Origin of the sequence: Ruminiclostridium papyrosolvens DSM 2782, from assembly GCF_029318685.1 — a bacterium.
GTDB classification, from domain to species: Bacteria; Bacillota; Clostridia; order Acetivibrionales; family DSM-1351; genus Ruminiclostridium; species Ruminiclostridium papyrosolvens.
In genome coordinates, this window is record NZ_CP119677.1 from 1,454,699 (window position 1) to 1,473,124 (window position 18,426).

The following is an 18,426-nucleotide window of genomic DNA, read 5'->3' on the forward strand; positions in this document are numbered from 1 at the left end:
ATACAATAAGCATGAAAATGAAGGAGGTAGTTTTATGAAACACAAAATGCTTTTCACTTTAATCACAGTGCTTTTGCTGACATTTTGCTCTGGTTGCGGAAATAAGTCGCTTGATAACAATACTTCGCCAAATCCATCGGCGCAGATAAGCGGAGGGGCTACAGCGGAAAGCAAAAAAAACAAAGATAATCTAGGTGTCAATAATCCAGAAACCTTTGATGAGCTATCTAAACGCTGTAAATTGAATGGCTATGTAATAGAGTTTTCAGATACTGGCTGTACGATTTCACCAACAATATCTGAGGGGGATTTAGCTTACCAAGCTGCACCCGGAAATGAAAGTCAGGTTAAACAAGTTATAGTTACCTATAACGAAAGCTGTACATTCCAAATCGTGCTGGTAAGTCTTTCCACTGGGACGATGACTTATGAGGATGCAACCATCAATGACGTTAAGAAACAAACAGGATTATTTATCGCTGGCGAATATGACGGCGAGAGTATTATTCACGCTGAGCAAGTGTATATCTACAGGATGGTGAAGTGATTATATGAGCTTTTTCAAACGCGCTCTTTGTTATATCAGGCGCAAAAAGAGTAAAAGTATTCTTCTATTTTCCTGTTTCTTCATTATGTGTACCTTGATTTTGAGCGCCACAATCGTTTTAATGACAGCGCAGGCAACGAGCAACTCGCTTAAAGAAAAGACAGGCTCAAAACTCGTTTTGGAAAATCATCAAGGAGATAATAACATTTCCGCTGAAAGTGTAGCCTTGCTTTCTGGTTTAGATTCCGTGAGTCGTATCAATCGGGTGGCAATAGGCACGGCTTATCCTGCTGATTTTTCTCTTGTAACATATGTAGATTCAGGGGATACTTCAAACCTGACAATCACTCTCCATGCTTATGATAATACTGAAACTGACGGGTTGTTTGCGGAGGAAAAATACCGTTTGCTAGAAGGTACCCCCATCACAGAAAAACGGGGTGGGGTAATTATCGACTCTATACTGGCAGAGGCCAACGGACTTAGCATCGGAGATATGCTTACATTTAGAACGGAAACCGGGGCTAATACATCAGGGAAGATTGTCGGAATTTTCTTTTCTGGTATGGAGCGGCAACAGGAAAACTCGGTAATGTCCGCATATCGCATCGAAAATCAGATTTTTGTTGATCACGGAATATTCGCCTCGCTGTTTACCTCATACGATTTCTCCAGACTATCCGTTTATGCAGCCGACCCCGATGCATTGACCACTTTGCATCAACAAATAGAGTCGATGCTTGGCGAAAGCATCAGTATTACCACATCCGATGCACTATATCAACAGATACAGGCACCACTAAAGCAGATTATTCGGATCACATCTCTGATACTTACATTGATTGTCACAACAGCTATAATTGTCATTTCATTGCTTCTTTGCATGTGGATGAGAACACGTAAAAAAGAAATGGCCGTTTTAATTAGCTTAGGTGTATCAAAACTTGATCTTTTTTTACAAGCAATAACGGAAAGCCTTTTTCTGCTTTACTTGGCGATAATGGGTGCAATTACTTGTAGCAGTTTGTTTTTGAACAAGCTGATGAATAACTTATTTCCATCAGATAGCTTGATTGGTATGGCGAATATTCGATTGGAGGGACAGCATATCTTGATGCTTATTGTAATGGGAAGTGCAATTGTACTACTGACGGTAGGAATTTCAGTTTCCCCGGCACTCTGGGCAAGCCCCAGAGATACATTTTCAAGGGTGGAGGGATAGTATGAACAGTATGCAGAGAGCTTGGCGTAGCGTAATTCGCAAGCCAATCAAAACCTTGCTTTTGCTATTGGTTATCGTAACCATCAGCTTGCTTATATTATGTGGAATGGCTAGCAGAAACGCCAGTGTGCAAACACAGGACAATACTCGACAAGCAATAGGCGCTGGTTTACGCTTAGACGCTAATGAGCGAAATCGCTTTAAACGAATCAAGGAGGCGTCTGAGCATTTTGATAAGAACGGCGAAGGCTCTTACGGAGGAGTACACCAGAAAATTATTAGCACCGCTAGGGGTCCGCAATGGTCATCGTGGACAGATAACTCTTTTGATTCCTTGCAAATGAATGACATAAAAAAAATAGCCGTTGTGCCGGGGATAGCAGATTATAATATCACAACCGTTATTACTCCGGTTTTGCCCGAAAATTTCGAGCGAATTGAGGCTGCGGATGTGGATCAACATGCTGATATTGGCTGTGTTTCACTCATAGGTAACAGGAGGATGGCGCTTGACTTCAACGTGCTTTCCGGCAATGTAAGTATTAAGAGCGGGCGCATGGTTGAGGCGGACGATCAGAATGTATGCGTTATTTCCGAGCAGTTGGCGAAAGCCAATTCTATTTCTGTGGGCGATGCTTTACAGTTTAAAAACCGCCGTGACCCAAAAAATACCAACATATATGAAGCGACGGTTATCGGGATATATAAAACCAAACAGTTGATTTCCCCCAAAATGAGTGGGGATACTTACCGTTCAGAAAATATTATTTTCACGGATTTACGTTTCCCTGAAAAGGCAGAGGGATACGAGAATGATCCATTATTTGAACATGCTTATTTCAAAATTGGGGATGTTGATTTATATGATAGCGTAAAGACTGCTGTTGAAAAGATAAACATGGACTGGGAGCGATACGATTTGATTGACCGCAACGGCAATATGTCTACAGTGTCCTCCAATTTTAATGACTTGGCAAAAATTAGCACTTTGCTTATTGTCATTACCTTTGTTGCGGGCCTAGTGATTCTCTTTTTAATCTTTGTCTTTTGGGTGAAGAACAGAAACCATGAAATTGGTGTTTTGCTCGCGCTTGGTTGTAAAAAGGTCAATATTTTAGGACAGCTTTTTGTGGAAGCTCTGATTATTACGTTTTTGTCTTTTGCAATCTCCTTTGCCTGTGCGCCGGTAATAACGGAAGTCGCGGCTAACTATTTGGTTACACATCAAATAGAACAAGCACAAATGCAAAAAGACATGAACGCGGGCAAGGTGTTAACGGAATATAGAGAATCGGAGCAAACCGTAGTTGGCGTAAATGTTGCAGTTACAGATGAAATGATGGTCTTCTGCGGGTTGGGCATGATTTCATTAGTTGGCGCATCTGTTGGAATCGCAGGAATAAGCATCTTGCGTAAAAAGCCCAAAGATATATTGAGCGAATTGAGTTAAGGAGGAAATTATGATTTTAGAAGCAAAAAATGTGTCCTATTATTATAAGTCAAATAAAGAGGCTTTGATTCTTGATAATGTAAACTACGGCTTCGATTGCGGGAAAATGTATGCGATCCTCGGGCCGAGCGGCGCAGGCAAGACAACTCTCTTATCCCTGCTGGCAGGGTTGGATGTTCCCATCAAGGGACAAATTCTCTATGATGGTAAACCGATTACTTCTAAAGGGCTTACTGCTCATCGTAAGTATCACAGTTCGTTGGTATTTCAAAACTACAACCTAATTGATTACCTCACTCCTATAGAAAATGTAAAACTCGGTGGTAAGGGGAATCCTGAAACATTGCTTGGCACCATCGGCATTGGAAAAGAGTTTTGGAAGCGAAATGTCTTACAGCTATCCGGAGGCCAACAACAACGAGTTGCCATAGCTCGTGCATTGGCCAGTGAGGCCAAGCTATTGTTGGCAGACGAACCCACCGGAAATCTCGATGATGCCACTGCGTGGGATGTAATTGATCTTTTGAAACGTATTGCCCACGAAGAAAATAAATGCGTTATTGTTGTAACGCATAACAAGGAATTGGCAAAGGAAGCTGATGCGGCTATTCACATGAAAACCCGTACTTGAGCTTGCTGTCTGTACACCATATATAGTACTATTTGACACACCATGGCTAAAAAGAAAAAACGTCGTGCTGTCGCTCTCCGCCTGCTCTAAAAGCCGCTTAAACAAGCGGTTTGGCAGGACTGGAAAGACGGAGAAATCTCACATATGGACTACCACCATATGCGGGAGGATTATGACAATAAGATGCAGTTTTCAAGAACTTTCAGAACATTGAGAAGCTGACAAGGGATGTTCTAACCGAGCTTATGGATCATGGCAGATATATTGAGGCGGCAAGTACTACAAATTATTTCTTTCCACGGGCAAGGGGTGGGTAAAGGACAACATTTCAAGCTGTAGCAAACTGGCTGACTGTTATTATTCTTTGGGAGATTACGAATTAGAGTTGGATGCAGCTATAAGCTCTTTCAGATACGGTGCTGCCCGTCCTGAATTTTGCTGCCGGCTGGGATTCAATTTTTTACAAAAAAATGATATGGTTTCAGCTATTTTCTGGTATAAGCTGGCTTATCTGCATAATGAAATTGCTTTCCATTATAGGCCGGAGGATTTGAAAATTATTAATAATAAACGATGTCTGGAAGCCATATGGGGAATCGATGCAGTGGAATAGACATTTTGTGTACATAACGTTAAAGACAGAAATCTCTTTTGTTGCGAAATTTTAAGAGGATATTTGACGAATTTTTGCGAATTCCGCAGGATATGTGATATAATTTTTCTAACAAACTAGTTTTTGAGCCTTTTGGGCTCAGGGGAGGTAAAATGTCTGAAAAACTACTTATGGGTAACGAGGCCATAGCCCTTGGTGCTATAAGAGCAGGGGTAAATATTGTAACAGGGTACCCCGGAACCCCTTCTACAGAGGTGCTTGAAACAGTAGCCCGTAATAATCCGGGAGATATATATATTGAATGGTCTGTAAATGAAAAGTCTGCAATGGAAGTAGCTGCGGGTGCAGCATATTCCGGTGCCAGAACCATGGTAACTATGAAGCAGGTTGGATTGAACGTTGCGTCTGATCCCCTCATGAGTCTGGCATATATTGGCGTAAAGGGAGGCATGGTAGTACTTGTTGCTGATGACCCGGGGCCTTTTTCATCTCAGACTGAGCAGGATACAAGGCATTTTGCAAGATACTCCAATCTTCCTGTGCTTGACCCCTCAACACCTGAAGAAGCATATGAAATGATTCAGTATGCTTTTGAATTGTCAGAAATGGTGGAGCTTCCTGTATTTTTGAGACCTACTACAAGGATATGTCATTCCTGTGCAACTATAGATGTAGATGATAAAAGACTTGAACATAAAATTGAGGGTTTTGTGAAAGACCCCAGATGGGTTATATTTCCGAGCCTTGCTTACAAAAAGCATATTCATATTGAAGAACTTCAACATAAGCTAAGTGATATATTTTCCAGCATCAGTTTCAACAAGGTTGAGGGAAAAGATGTAAAAACTGGTGTTGCTGCATCAGGAGTTGCGTATTCGTATGTGGTAGAGGCAATTGAAAAATTAAATGCCAATGTAAAGCTGTTTAAAGTTGGAACTCCTTATCCATTGCCTCAGGAGACTGCATCCTGCTTCCTCGAAGGATTGGACGAAGTTCTTGTATTCGAAGAGCTTGACCCTGTTGTTGAAGAGGAAATGGCCATGCTTTGTGCCTCAAAACAGCAGAAAACCAGAATACTTGGTAAAAAGACCGGGCATCTGCCATTTGCAGGAGAGTATACTTTTGAATTAGTCTGCGAGGCACTTGCAAAATATCTCAATATAAAAACAGAAAAAATTGAAAATACATTAGCTCCCGAACTTCCTGTCAGACAGCCCGTACTTTGTGCAGGATGCCCTCACAGAGCTTCTTTCTATGCTGTCAAAATGGCAATGAAAGGCCAAAAGGCAGTGTTTACCGGCGATATAGGCTGTTATACTCTCGGAAATGCAAAACCTTTGGATATGGTAGATACTTGTCTTTGTATGGGTGCCGGCATTACAGTGGCACAAGGAATTAAAAGAGCCCAACCTGATGCAAAGCATATAGCTTTTATTGGCGACTCCACATTCTTCCATACCGGAATACCGGGCATTGTAAATGCCGTATATAACAATACCGATATTACAGTGGTTATATTGGATAACAGTACTACCGCTATGACAGGTCATCAGCCCCATCCGGGAACGGGCAAAACAATGATGAACAATATATCTGAAAAAATAGATATCTACACAATGGTGAAAGCCTGTGGTGTAGGCCACATCGTCAAAGGAAATCCACTTGATTTCGGCAGTGCCGTAGAAATAATCAAAAAAGCGGCAGAATACCAAGGCCCTTCAGCGGTAATCTTTGAAGCTCCTTGTATTGCTCTATTTAAGCCGCCTGTAAAATACACTATTAAAGACAATTGTAAAAATTGCAAAAAATGTATTACTGATATTGGATGTCCTGCCATATCATTTATTGATGGCAAAGTCAATATAGAGCCTTCCCTTTGCTACGGCTGCGGGTTATGTACAAATGTATGTCCCTTTAATGCCATAGGAGGTGAAGAAAATGAGTAAATTTGATATATTGATTTCAGGTGTCGGAGGACAGGGAACAGTACTTGCTTCAAGGCTTATTGCTGCGGCAGCTATCAATCAGGGCTGTTTTGCAAGAACTGCTGAAACAATAGGTATGTCTCAAAGAGGTGGCTGCGTTGTCAGTCATGTACGTATAGACAGCCATAAATCCGGCTCTGTAATCCCGTTGTATGGAGCAAATATGATTATTGCCTTTGAGCTCGCAGAAGCAGCACGCAGTATTCCGAGACTTTCAAAAGAAGGCTGTTGTATTGTTAATACACAGGTTATAAAGCCTGTGTCGGCGTCTCTTGGAAACTCTAATTATGATAATGAGGAAATAATCAAATATATTAAAGATAATTCACAGGAAGTCTATTTTATAGATGGGTATTCTTTGGCAGAAAAAGCAGGTAATGTAAAGGCTGTAAATGTAGTTTTACTTGGAGCTGCCACAGCAGTAGGTAAAATGCCCTTTACAAGAGAAATAATGCAAGCTGCCATCGTTAAGAATGTTCCCGCAAAATTCAGAGAACTGAACCAGAAGGCTTTTGAAATGGGATATGAAGCAACTGTTGAACTAATAAAAAGGCCTAAAAACCACATAACATAAATGACACTACTAAACGTACAATTACAGGGGGATAAGACCATGAGCACAAACAAACTTGGCAAGCAGAAACACATAGCATTAATAGCACACGATAACAGAAAAGAAGACTTGATTAGCTGGGCAAAAAGCAAGTCAGACATACTTTGCAGACATTTTTTATGTGGTACGGGTACAACAGCAAAAATGATTACCGAAAAAACAGGTTTGCCGGTTAAGAAATTTAAAAGCGGACCTCTTGGAGGCGATCAACAGATAGGTGCGTGCATTGCCAATGGTGAAGTGGACTTTATGATATTCTTCTGGGATCCCCTTACTTCACAGCCACATGATCCTGATGTAAAGGCATTGCTTAGAATAGCCGTTTTGTATGATATTCCGGTTGCAATGAATCAGTCAACTGCTGATTTTCTCCTGACCTCAAACCTGATGGAAGACGACTATGAAAGGAATGTAGTGGATTACTACAGTCGCTTGAGGAAGGAACATTTCGGAGGGCTCTGATTTTATCAAAGCCATAGACATTAAATGCAAAAATTTGTATAATAAAGAAAAATAATAAAGAGAAGAGATGAGCTAGATGAGAATAGACCAGTTTGATTTATTAAAAAAATTACTGGTAAACATAAGTCAAAACAGTCCTTTTTATAAGGATAAATTTCAAAAAAGCGGTGTAAACATTGATGATATAAAGTCCCTTGAAGAGATAAAAAATCTTCCTTTTACAGTTAAGGAAGAGCTTAGAGATGCTTATCCACTGGGATTACAGTCCGTACCCGATGAACAGATTGTCAGGATACATTCGTCATCAGGAACCACAGGCAAGCCGATAATAATACCGTACACAGCTCAGGATGTTTCAGACTGGGCAGAAATGATGTCAAGAAGCTTTAGCATAGCAGGAGTAACCCCCCTTGACAGGGTACAGATTACTCCCGGCTATGGACTTTGGACAGCGGGTATAGGCTTTCAGGCAGGTGCAGAAAAACTTGGTGCAATGGCTGTTCCCATGGGACCCGGCAATACAGATAAACAGCTCCAGATGATGATGGACTTGAAATCAACTGTTATTATCGGAACATCATCATATGCACTTGTACTGGCGGAAGAGGTTGAAAAAAGAGGAATAGGCTCTGATATTCATTTAAGGAAAGGCATCATAGGCTCAGAACGTTGGGGAGAAAAAATGAGACAGCGTATCAAAAATGAGCTTAACATTGATATTTATGATATTTACGGGCTTACAGAGATTTATGGACCTGGTATAGCCATAGATTGTCCTTGCCATGACGGAATGCATTATTACGATGATTACCTTTACTTTGAGATAATTGACCCTGTAACCGAGGAGGTTCTTCCGGTAGGAGAGGTTGGCGAGTTGGTAATAACCACTCTCAGAAAAGAAGGCGCACCGCTGCTTAGATACAGAACAAGAGATTTGACCAGAATTATTCCGGGTGAATGCAAGTGTGGTATGGAGTATCCGCGTATTGACAGAATTATTGGTCGTACTGATGATATGGTTAAGGTAAAGGGAGTCAATATCTATCCCGGACAGATTGACGAAATATTAAAGGATGTTGACGGAGCAAGCAGTGAGTACCAGATTATTATTGACCATTTGAATGGAAAGGATGTTATGACACTCAAGGTTGAATATAATTCCGACGGCGATACGGAGCGTGAGGAAATCGAATCCAACATCGTTGACTTATTTAAGAAAAGAATCGGAATACATATTATAGCCGAGGCAAGTCGCATTGGCAGCCTTCCCAGAAGCGAAAAAAAGAGTAAGAGAATTATTGACTACAGGCATAGCTAAATAAATTATATAGAACACAAGAGGCAGTTTGCTTAAATAAGCAGGCTGTCTTTTTTTGCTATTTTTATGTTCTCAACCATTTACAGATTGTTCACAATTCAAACACAGGGAAAACATAAAAATTTAATAGTATTTTAGTAAAAGATTTATGTATTTTACTTATTTTGAAGAGGTGGATTTAATGGGGAAAGGTACTATAAAGTGGAGTCGTAAAAAAATTATTACACTTGTAATATCACTGATGGTCGTTTTGGCTGTGGCAGTGGGTATATTCCTTGTAGTAAAACAAAGGGAATCAAAGAGTACAACAGCATCGGCAAAAAGGATGACCCAAGTAACAAGGGGTAATATGGAAGTAAGTCTTTCTGGATCAGGAACAATTGAGTCTGCCAGTACATCAGATGTTATGTCAAATGTTCAGGGCAAAATAATCAAGTCCTACAAAAAAGTAGGGGACACCGTAAAAAAGGGTGATCTCCTTTATGAAATGGATGATACAGACGCAAAGCTTCAGATTCAGAAAATCCAGAATTCTATTGAACAGCAGCAGTTGAGCGAAAGCAATACTTCAAAAAACTACTCAAATATGTCGGTGACTGCACCCTTTAGCGGTAAGGTAACCGGCGTCTCAGCAGTAAAAGGTGACAATGTAAACAACGGAATGAGTCTTTTTACGATTACAGATACATCAAAGCTTAAGTTATCAGTTCCGTTAAGTACGGCAAATATTCCTTTTGTAAAAATTGGACAGTCGGTCAAGGTTAATCTACAGCAATTTACAGATACCATAAGCGGTGTAGTTACAGAAATCGGTGATAACACTCATACTGCAGCTACAGGAGGAATGGTAAGAGATGTGACAGTTACGGTAAATAATCCGGGAACATTGACAGATGAATCAATGGCCAGCAGTGTTGATTTCAAACTTACTAATGGTACAGAGGTAAGTTCAAAAGAGGAAAGCAGATTTTCCTATGCGAGCAGAGAAACAGTGAAAGCACAGGCACAGGGCTCTTTGTCAGCAGTAAATGTTAAAGAAAATCAGTTTGTTAAAAAAGGTGACTTACTGGTAAGAATTGAAAATGACCAATTGCAATTGACCTTCAAAACTGACAGTCTCAAGATGCAGGATCTCCAAAATCAACTGGATGCCGCACAAAAGCAGCTGGAAGACTATAAAATTCTTTCATCCATAGATGGTACCGTTACGGCACTGACATATAAAACGGGAGATAGTGTAAAATCCGGAGATACCCTTATTAGTTTACGTGACTTCAATCAAATGCAGTTTGTTATTCCTATAGATGAACTTGATATATCAAAAATTAAAGTTGGACAAAAGGCAACCGTCACAGTAGATGCACTGCCGGAAACAACCAAACAACCTCTTGACGGTGAAGTCATTAGCAGAGCAATGGAAGGTACTTCATCAAATGGAGTGGCTACCTACAATGTTACTATAAAAATAAACGAAACCGAGAACCTGCTGGCAGGAATGAATGCTAATGCAAATATTATTCTGAACAAATCGGATAATGCACTTAGAATTCCCCTCGAAGCGGTAACTAAAATGGGAGACAGGTCCTATGTGAGAGTAATATCAAATGGTGAAGAAGGCCAGTCTGACTCTGAAAGCAGTGCCTCCGGGGGATATAGGAGTGGTGCGGGAGGCTTTGACCGCAGCAGTAATAAAACCGGTTCGGAGAGCAATGGAAGAGCCAGAATGTCGGCAGGATTTACTCAGAATCAGGAGTATTATAAGGACACTGTCATGAAACAAATAGAAGTAGGGCTGAATAATGACGAATTTGTTGAAGTAGTGAGCGGACTTGAAGAAGGAGAAACAGTTGTGCTTCCTCCCTTAGTAACAAGTACTGCTAACGGAAATACCAACACACAGGGAGGTTTTGGTATTGGAGGCTTCAGCGGTATGGGAGGCATGAACCGTTCTATGGGCGGAAACTTCGGAGGCGGAAGCAGCAACAGAAGCACAGGCAGAACTTCAGGCAGCGGAAATTCAGGAACAAGTAATTCAGGAGGCAATGTATCCGGTAATAATCCAGGAGCAAATAAATCCGGAGGTAATTCCGGCAGCAAACAACCCATGGGAGGAAACTAGACAAAAAACCGGCCTGTTAATGCAGGCATTGGAGGCTAAAAAGTAATGATACAAATATCTGATATGTGTAAAATATATAACATGGGAGATAATTCCATTTACGCACTGAATAATGTCTCACTGCATATTTATAAGCACGAATTTGTTGCTATTGTGGGACCGTCCGGGTCAGGAAAGTCTACCTTGATGAATATGCTGGGATGTCTGGATGTACCTACAACCGGAAATTATGTTTTAGACGGGCATGAGGTCAGCAAGTTAAACGACAGCCAGCTTGCTGAAATAAGAAATAAAAAAATAGGCTTTATTTTTCAGGGCTTTAACCTTCTGAAAAAGCTTACGGCTATTGAAAATGTGGAACTTCCATTAATCTATCAGGGTATAGGCCACAAGGAAAGGCATAGAAGAAGTGTAGAAGCGTTAGAACTGGTGGGATTGGGAGATAGAATTTACCACACACCGAATGAATTGTCAGGAGGTCAGCAGCAAAGAGTCGCAATAGCACGTGCACTTGTAAGCAATCCACCCCTAATTCTGGCAGATGAACCTACCGGAAACCTGGATACTAAATCAGGTATGGAAATTATGAAGACCTTACACGAACTTCATAAAAAGGGAAATACAATTGTACTGATAACCCATGATAACAATGTAGCTGCTCAGGCTCAAAGAATTATTAATATTCAGGATGGCATGATTACCGAGGATAAGGAGGCGGTGTAGATGGGTTTTTTTCAAGCCTATAAAATGGCTTTGAAAAGTATATCAGGCAATAAGGTAAGAGCATTTCTTACAATGTTGGGAGTAATAATAGGTGTGGGCTCCGTTATAACCGCTGTGGCATTTGCTCAGGGAAGTACTAAAAGTATAACGGATTCAATTGAAGGACTGGGCAGTAACCTTATATCAATAAATATTACAGGAAGAAACAGCAACAGAAATATAACCTATGACGAACTTAAAACTTTTGCAGATGAAAATTCAAAGGATATCAGTATGATAGCTCCTGTAGTAAACGGCAGTATGACATTGAAGGCGGGGACAAAAAGCAGAAATACAACGGTGGTTGGAACAAGTGAAGAGTATGAGTATATAAGGAGCAGACACGTACAGTCAGGACGTTTTATTTTATCCTTTGACAATGATTACAAGCTGAAAACCGCAGTAATAGGAACTGCGGTTGCCAATGACCTGTTTACGGGACAGAATCCTGTAGGTCAGACACTGAAAATAAACGGACAGGTGTTCAAAGTAGTAGGTGTACTCCAACAGATTGACGGAGGACATGATTCATCTAGTGATGATCAGGTAATCATTCCGGTTACGGTTGCACAAAGATTAAGCAAAAACGGCAGAATATCCAACTTTACGGTACAGGCTGCAGACGCTGTTTCTGTAGAAACTGCCATGGCGAAGCTCAATGTATACTTAACAGGAATTTACGGCAGTGCAGATGCATTTACGGTAACTAATCAAGCACAGATGCTGTCCACTCTGAATTCAATAACGGATACACTTATGGTGGTTCTTGGCGGTATTGCAGCCATTTCACTTATAGTAGGTGGAATCGGAATCATGAACATAATGTTGGTTTCGGTTACGGAAAGAACCAGAGAGATAGGTATTAGAAAAGCAATAGGTGCCAAGCGTAAAAATATTCTGATACAGTTTTTAATTGAGGCAATTATGATAACAGGAATTGGCGGTGTCTTGGGGATTTTAATCGGGTTGTTCTGCATACGGTTTATAATTGGAGGATTCAATATAACCACTCCGGTATATTCACCTTTCTGGATGCTGCTTTCCTTTGGAATATCGCTGGGTGTGGGTGTTATATTCGGTATGTTTCCCGCATACAAAGCTGCAAGGCTTAACCCCATAGAGGCACTTAGATTTGAATAGAAGTAAACTTAACAGGAGGTTAAAAAATGTTCAAAAAGATACTGGCATTAACACTGGCTTTAATTATAGCTTTATCAACAATTGCATTTGCAGCCAATACACCTTCCCAGACTGTATGGAAGGATTCATTAAATGAACTTAAATCATTGGGAGTAATCACTAATTCGGATTTTAAGACAACGGGGAATATGTCAAGAGCAATATTCTCAAAAATAATAGTAACAGCTACAGGAAATAATGATATGGCCAAATCACTTGCAGGCTCATCAACCTTTGCCGATGTATCTGCACAATCAGCTTACTGCGGATATATAAATGCAGCCATTAAAAAGGGCTACATGTCCGCATTGGCAGACGGAAGCTTCAGACCCAATAATGCACTTACAATGGCTCAAATATGTACTGCTGTTATCAGGGCTTTGGGATACACAGACAGCGACATTGCAGGAGGATGGCCCGGAGGATATATAGAAAAAGCGACAAACCTTGGTATCACAAAAGACTTTGCCTTGAAAAGCGGGGACTCAGTTCCTATAACTACCGCAATAGTAATTGTTGACAGAATGATGAATACATACATAAAGAGGGTAAACTCAGGAGATGAAGATAAAACCCTAAAAGATTCCATAGGTTTGGTTGACGACCAGAGCAACCTTACATATGGAAAACCTGAAATTGCATTTAATTTTAGGCCAAGCACAAAGAAGCTGGGAAGTATAACTTTTAATACAAGCTTACCTATACTAAAAAACACTGTAAACAATTCAGTTACTCCTGCAGCGAATACTGTAGGAGAATCCATAACTATAAACGATATAAAGGATAAGGACGTTGTCTATCCCGTATATAACAAGCTGAATATACTTATTTATTACCTTGTTGTAGACAACAAAGTTGACGGACAGATTACAAGCATTCTGCCAAGCAAATATGCGCCCAAATCCATAAAAATAAACAGTATAGAATATCAGCTTGGAGATTACGCAAACCTGAGCAGATTCAATTCTTCAAAGGGAGCTTTTAAGGTGGGCGACACAGTATCCGTAGTCTTGGGGTATGATGGAAAAATAATTGAAGGGTATTATACCGACAATTCCGACAATAAGGACTATGCATTTGTTCAAAACACCTCAACTGTTGTATCAAAAGATGCAGCGGACTACGGGAAACTTTATTATACGGTGGATTTAATGCTTATAGATGGTACTACAAAGACCTTTAAGGTAAAAGAGGACCCGGGGCAATACAAATGGAGGCTGGTAAAATATTCAGCTGTTACAGACGATACAATAACACTGATGAGCCTTAATTATATGACTCCAACAGAGGTTATGTTTGATAAATATGAAAAGAAAATTAATCAGAGCTATGCTGCGGATAACATAAAAATATTTAATTACACTGATTCTACAGTGAGACTTGTAAATATAAACGATATTCCAAACGGAATACTCAGAGCCGGAAAGGTACAGTATATAGGAAATAGCGGTGATTTTTCTGATGTAAATATCATGCTTATAAACGATGTCTTTGAGGAACAGTATAAAAACTGTGTAGTTCAGAAAATACAAGTCCCTGACGGAAGAGTAAATTCATATACCTACACGTTATTATCAGGTTCAAATAAATATACATATACAACGCAGGCTGAAATACCGGGAGCCACTGTCGGAGCAATATTCAAAATGAAAATGTATAATAACAGTATAAATTCTTTTGTACAAATTAAAGACCCTGATGCTTTGGGCTGGTTTGTTCAGGCTTTAGACAGCAAGCGCATTATGATTAATAACTGGGTTTATATGTTCAATCCTGAAATGACGGTGTATTTAGTAGATTACGCAGGAGACATTTCCGTAAAAAAAGTAGCTGATATAGTCACCGGGACAAACGCCGCCTATACCTCAGTTAAGCTTTACTGTGACAGACCTCTCAACAATGGTGGAAAGGTTCAGACAATAGTTATAAGTATGAAATAGCTTCATAAAAAATAATAAGAATATTGAAGGCGGAAGATGTAACCCTTAGCAGTTATGGCTAAGGGTTACATCTTTTTTAACTCAGAAATGAGAAAAAAATTTTCCATGGAAAAATTGTATAAATTTGCTGATTTTACTAATAATAATATCAACAACAGCTTGGAGGTGAAAAAATGAATTCTGATTCAGGTACTTCTGAATGGGAGAAATGGAAATCCAGCCTGGGAAAGGTAGTGAATACAGCAGAGGCAGCAGGCATGTCGGAGAGGACAGTTGACGGTATTGCATATAGAGTCGGGAACGTACTTAATGCAGTTGCAGATCCAAACAATGTTCATCAACGAGTTTTGAAAGAACTCTGGAAAGTAGGAGATGATGAAGAAAAAAAGACTCTTGCCAATATGATTGTAAAATTGGTAAAAAGTGATGATTAAGCTTATTTTAAAAGCCTTATGATCCTAAACAAAAGGATTATATATAAATTACAAACAATATAGGAGGAAACTTTTTATGAAAAAGATTTTTGCATTAGTTATAACATTAGGTTTAATTTTAAGTATGGCAGCGTGTAATAAGGCAGGAACTCCGGGGCCTTCAACAACATCACCATCACCGACTGTAAAGACACCAACAACATCATCACCTAGTACATCTACATCTACATCCTCTGCTCAAACATCCCCCGGAAAGTCATCTCCATCAGCGTCAACAGCCACTCCTTCAAAGTCAGCACAGGCAGGAAGCTATAAGGATGGAACCTATTCTGCAAAAGGTGATGCATGGGAAAATGGACAGGAAGAAGCTATGGTAACTGTTAAGAACGGAAAAATTTCCGACGTATCACTGAAAAGATTAACCAAGGATGGAAAGGCTGAAGTTGACTATAGTTTGTTTGACGGTAAGGTTCATAATGGAAAACAGTACCCTAATCTTAAAGAATTTAAAGAAACAATGGCAAAGAATATGGTTCAAAAACAAAGTGCACAGGTTGACACAATTGCAAGTGCAACAACAACAACAAAGAATTGGACAATTGCAGCACAGAGAGCACTTGATAAAGCAAAGAAATAAATCAAAAAAATCCGGGAATATAAACATGTATATATTCCCGGATTTTTTTATGGGATTATTGTATAATTATGCATATTGCATTTTTATATTAAATGGAGTTAAAATAAGACCATAAAAACTGGCAGAGTAGATTTTTGTGCGTCAAGTGCCGGAAGGACGGGAAGTTGCCTTTCGGACGAAAAGCAATAGCTTTTATTGTTTGCGGTACAGATTTCGCATTCCGCTGCCACCAAAAAGGGAATACCTCTTTTGTGTGGCTTCAACTATTTTTAGGGGCTTTTTATTTAGTCCACACATAAAAAGGAGGTATACATAATGTATGCAAACGTCAAAAAAATGGTTTTGGCAAGTCTTTTCATTGCCATTGAAATTATCACTACAAGATTTTTATCTATTCAGACTCCAATTATCAGAATATCATTGGATTTTATTCCGCTGGCTTTATCGGCAATTATACTTGGACCCTATATGGCAGGTGTAGTAGCTGCAATAGCTGATATTTTCGGTATGCTGATTTTCTCAACAGGAGGAGCCTACTTCCCGGGCTTCACATTAAGCGCTTTTGTATCGGGATTCTTGTACGGGGTAATCCTATATCAAAAGAAGATAACAATAAAAAGATGCTTTTTTGCAGTTCTTACAGTAATAATTTCAACATCCCTTGTACTTAATACAGTTTGGCTGGTTATTATAACAAACAAGGCAGCATTTGCCATATTAAGTGCCAGAGTTGTAAAAGACTTAATAATGCTGCCAATACAAACCATTTTTATTTATTATGTATGGCATGCAATTGAATCTACAGTGAAAAGTACTTTATCATTCAATAAGACTTTTTAAAAGTAAATACGTATTTATTATAAATGAATATTTAGGAGTTGAGGAATTTGAATAAAAAGTTTTTTTCATCTATAGCAATTATATCAGTTGTTAGTATGCTTATTCTTACAGCAGGCTGTGGTGTCAGGATAAACGGTAAGGATTATACTATATTCAAGGCAAATCAAGAAGTTGATAGTAAGGGTGGGGATGTTGCTTCTGAAGAAACCAGTGGAAGTGGAACTGTAGAGGGCAACAATAAAATCACTGAAAAAGTTGGAACAGGAGAAGTGCTTACCATTAGCAATAGTGCTGGAAACATAACAGTTAAAAAGTCTGACGATACCAACCTCGTTGTGGAAGTTCAAAAAAAGATTAGAGGAGTATCTTCGCAAAAAATAAAAGATGCATTCCGCAGTGCTAACTTGCGTTTGGAAAGAGATGGGAAAAGCTTGAATGTTGTATTAGAGACAAAAGACGGTGAGAATTTTTGGGACTGGAATAAGCACGAATTAAGCCTTTTGAAGTGCAGTGTGAATTATATTGTATCGGTTCCGGAGGGCTTAAAGGAAATAAACGCAGAGACCGGAGCAGGTAATATTGATATCAAAGACGTATCTGTCATGATAACTGCCAATACCGGTGCAGGAAACATTGACCTTGATAATGTTTCTGCTACAGGAGAAATAACTCTGGAAACTGGCACGGGCAATGTAGATTTTGACGGAAATATAGAGAAAGTTACTACATTTAATGCTTCAACAGGAGTTGGAAATGTTAGATTTAAAGTACCTGAGAATACAAAAATGTCTCTTAATGCAGAAACAGGTCTTGGACATTTATCCGGATTTTTTGTAGATTCAGATAAGAAAGTCAATAATAGTTTTAACGGAGACATAAACGGAGGCGGTCCGGAGGTTGAGCTAAGTACAGGTGTTGGAAACACAGAGGTCGAGAAAAAATAAAATAAAAGCCGTTCATAACATTAAATAAAAGGTATGAACGGCTTTATATATTTTGTTATAAGACTGCCTTTAGCGAATGCCATAAAATATCACATAGCTCGCAATTATTATCACCGGAATACATTTCAGATAAAGAAGAAACTTTTCCCATATCAAAGGTTTTGTCATCAAATGCAACTGACAGGGAAAAATCGCAATCTCCAAAATTTTTGCGCTCAAGAATATCAATCATTTGTCCTATATCCAGCAGAGGAAGACAATCCTCTTTGTTAAAGGATTCAGGTCTTTGAAGTTCAAAACTGAAATCTTCATCTATAGAGAAATCCTCTGCAAAATCATCATTCAGACTATCATCATGATGTTCTGTATCAGTATCTGCATCGCTTTCAGAATTATTTTCATCCGGCATTGTGAAGATATTATCAGGCAAAAACTTCATATCATAGAGAATAATGTCATTACGTTTGGATATGTTGAGTCCCCCGATAACAAATGTAATCTGATTGTATTTTTCCTCGGCGGCGTCTACACAAACACTGGCAACTGCAACATCGTATGCCTGAGGCATCCATAAATCACAGAGATTTTGCTTTTGCTCAACTGTAAGTTCCGCAAGGTCTTTATCAGTTATTCTTAATTTCATATTATCTTCCTCCGACTTCAATTTGCTTTTAAAAGTTACGGAAAATTGTACCAATTATACCCGTAAAATTATTATATTATAAAGTTT

At 39.4% G+C, this 18,426-nt stretch carries 18 protein-coding genes and 1 riboswitch; of the genes, 17 read left to right on the top strand and 1 reads right to left on the bottom strand.

Annotation, left to right across the window (positions count from 1 at the left end; translation table 11 throughout):
- The first annotated feature begins 34 nt into the window (after positions 1 to 34).
- From P0092_RS06485 to P0092_RS06565, 17 genes are all read left to right on the top strand, one after another.
- Complete coding sequence (locus tag P0092_RS06485) at positions 35 to 547, top strand: hypothetical protein (protein ID WP_004617305.1); 513 nt, start codon at positions 35 to 37, stop codon at positions 545 to 547.
- Between the two features lie 247 nt (positions 548 to 794).
- The gene (locus P0092_RS06490; protein WP_276187108.1) at positions 795 to 1,769 is read left to right on the top strand and encodes an ABC transporter permease; all 975 of its coding nucleotides are present in this window, start codon (positions 795 to 797) and stop codon (positions 1,767 to 1,769) included.
- A 1-nt stretch (position 1,770) separates the two neighbouring features.
- Entirely contained in the window at positions 1,771 to 3,219 is a 1,449-nt protein-coding gene (locus P0092_RS06495) for an ABC transporter permease (RefSeq protein WP_004617309.1), read from the top strand.
- Between the two features lie 10 nt (positions 3,220 to 3,229).
- A complete protein-coding gene (locus tag P0092_RS06500) occupies positions 3,230 to 3,850 on the top strand; it encodes an ABC transporter ATP-binding protein (RefSeq protein ID WP_004617311.1) in 621 nt (206 codons plus the stop codon).
- A 364-nt stretch (positions 3,851 to 4,214) separates the two neighbouring features.
- On the top strand, positions 4,215 to 4,463 hold the full coding sequence (locus tag P0092_RS06505) for a hypothetical protein (RefSeq protein ID WP_276187109.1): 249 nt from the start codon (positions 4,215 to 4,217) through the stop codon (positions 4,461 to 4,463).
- A gap of 152 nt (positions 4,464 to 4,615) precedes the next feature.
- Positions 4,616 to 6,409, top strand: a complete 1,794-nt coding sequence (gene iorA, locus P0092_RS06510; RefSeq protein ID WP_004617314.1) for an indolepyruvate ferredoxin oxidoreductase subunit alpha — start codon at positions 4,616 to 4,618, stop codon at positions 6,407 to 6,409.
- Positions 6,402 to 7,022, top strand: a complete 621-nt coding sequence (locus tag P0092_RS06515) for an indolepyruvate oxidoreductase subunit beta (protein WP_004617316.1) — start codon at positions 6,402 to 6,404, stop codon at positions 7,020 to 7,022. The genes iorA and P0092_RS06515 overlap by 8 nt, the downstream gene beginning before the upstream one ends.
- Positions 7,023 to 7,061: 39 nt before the next feature.
- A complete protein-coding gene (locus P0092_RS06520) occupies positions 7,062 to 7,523 on the top strand; it encodes a methylglyoxal synthase (protein ID WP_004617318.1) in 462 nt (153 codons plus the stop codon).
- A 76-nt stretch (positions 7,524 to 7,599) separates the two neighbouring features.
- On the top strand, positions 7,600 to 8,841 hold the full coding sequence (locus P0092_RS06525) for a phenylacetate--CoA ligase family protein (RefSeq protein WP_004617319.1): 1,242 nt from the start codon (positions 7,600 to 7,602) through the stop codon (positions 8,839 to 8,841).
- A 181-nt stretch (positions 8,842 to 9,022) separates the two neighbouring features.
- Positions 9,023 to 10,960, top strand: coding sequence for a beta-barrel domain-containing protein (locus P0092_RS06530; RefSeq protein WP_004617322.1), 1,938 nt, complete (start codon positions 9,023 to 9,025; stop codon positions 10,958 to 10,960).
- Between the two features lie 45 nt (positions 10,961 to 11,005).
- Positions 11,006 to 11,683: an ABC transporter ATP-binding protein gene (locus tag P0092_RS06535; RefSeq protein ID WP_004617323.1), complete on the top strand. Its 678-nt coding sequence runs from the start codon at positions 11,006 to 11,008 to the stop codon at positions 11,681 to 11,683.
- Positions 11,684 to 12,862, top strand: coding sequence for an ABC transporter permease (locus P0092_RS06540; protein WP_004617340.1), 1,179 nt, complete (start codon positions 11,684 to 11,686; stop codon positions 12,860 to 12,862).
- Between the two features lie 26 nt (positions 12,863 to 12,888).
- Entirely contained in the window at positions 12,889 to 14,841 is a 1,953-nt protein-coding gene (locus P0092_RS06545; RefSeq protein ID WP_004617341.1) for an S-layer homology domain-containing protein, read from the top strand.
- A 173-nt stretch (positions 14,842 to 15,014) separates the two neighbouring features.
- Complete coding sequence (locus tag P0092_RS06550) at positions 15,015 to 15,275, top strand: DUF3243 domain-containing protein (RefSeq protein ID WP_004617342.1); 261 nt, start codon at positions 15,015 to 15,017, stop codon at positions 15,273 to 15,275.
- Between the two features lie 76 nt (positions 15,276 to 15,351).
- On the top strand, positions 15,352 to 15,912 hold the full coding sequence (locus P0092_RS06555; RefSeq protein ID WP_004617343.1) for an FMN-binding protein: 561 nt from the start codon (positions 15,352 to 15,354) through the stop codon (positions 15,910 to 15,912).
- 120 nt (positions 15,913 to 16,032) lie between these two features.
- Positions 16,033 to 16,140: riboswitch (THF riboswitch) on the top strand.
- Positions 16,141 to 16,227: 87 nt separating this feature from the next.
- Positions 16,228 to 16,752, top strand: coding sequence for a folate family ECF transporter S component (locus P0092_RS06560; RefSeq protein WP_004617344.1), 525 nt, complete (start codon positions 16,228 to 16,230; stop codon positions 16,750 to 16,752).
- A 47-nt stretch (positions 16,753 to 16,799) separates the two neighbouring features.
- A complete protein-coding gene (locus P0092_RS06565) occupies positions 16,800 to 17,696 on the top strand; it encodes a DUF4097 family beta strand repeat-containing protein (protein WP_004617345.1) in 897 nt (298 codons plus the stop codon).
- A gap of 55 nt (positions 17,697 to 17,751) precedes the next feature.
- Here the strand turns inward: P0092_RS06565 and P0092_RS06570 are convergent, their stop codons facing one another.
- Positions 17,752 to 18,339 carry a hypothetical protein gene (locus P0092_RS06570; RefSeq protein ID WP_004617346.1) on the bottom strand — a complete coding sequence of 196 codons (588 nt, stop codon included), beginning with the start codon at positions 18,337 to 18,339 and terminating at the stop codon, positions 17,752 to 17,754.
- Between the last annotated feature and the right edge of the window lie 87 nt (positions 18,340 to 18,426).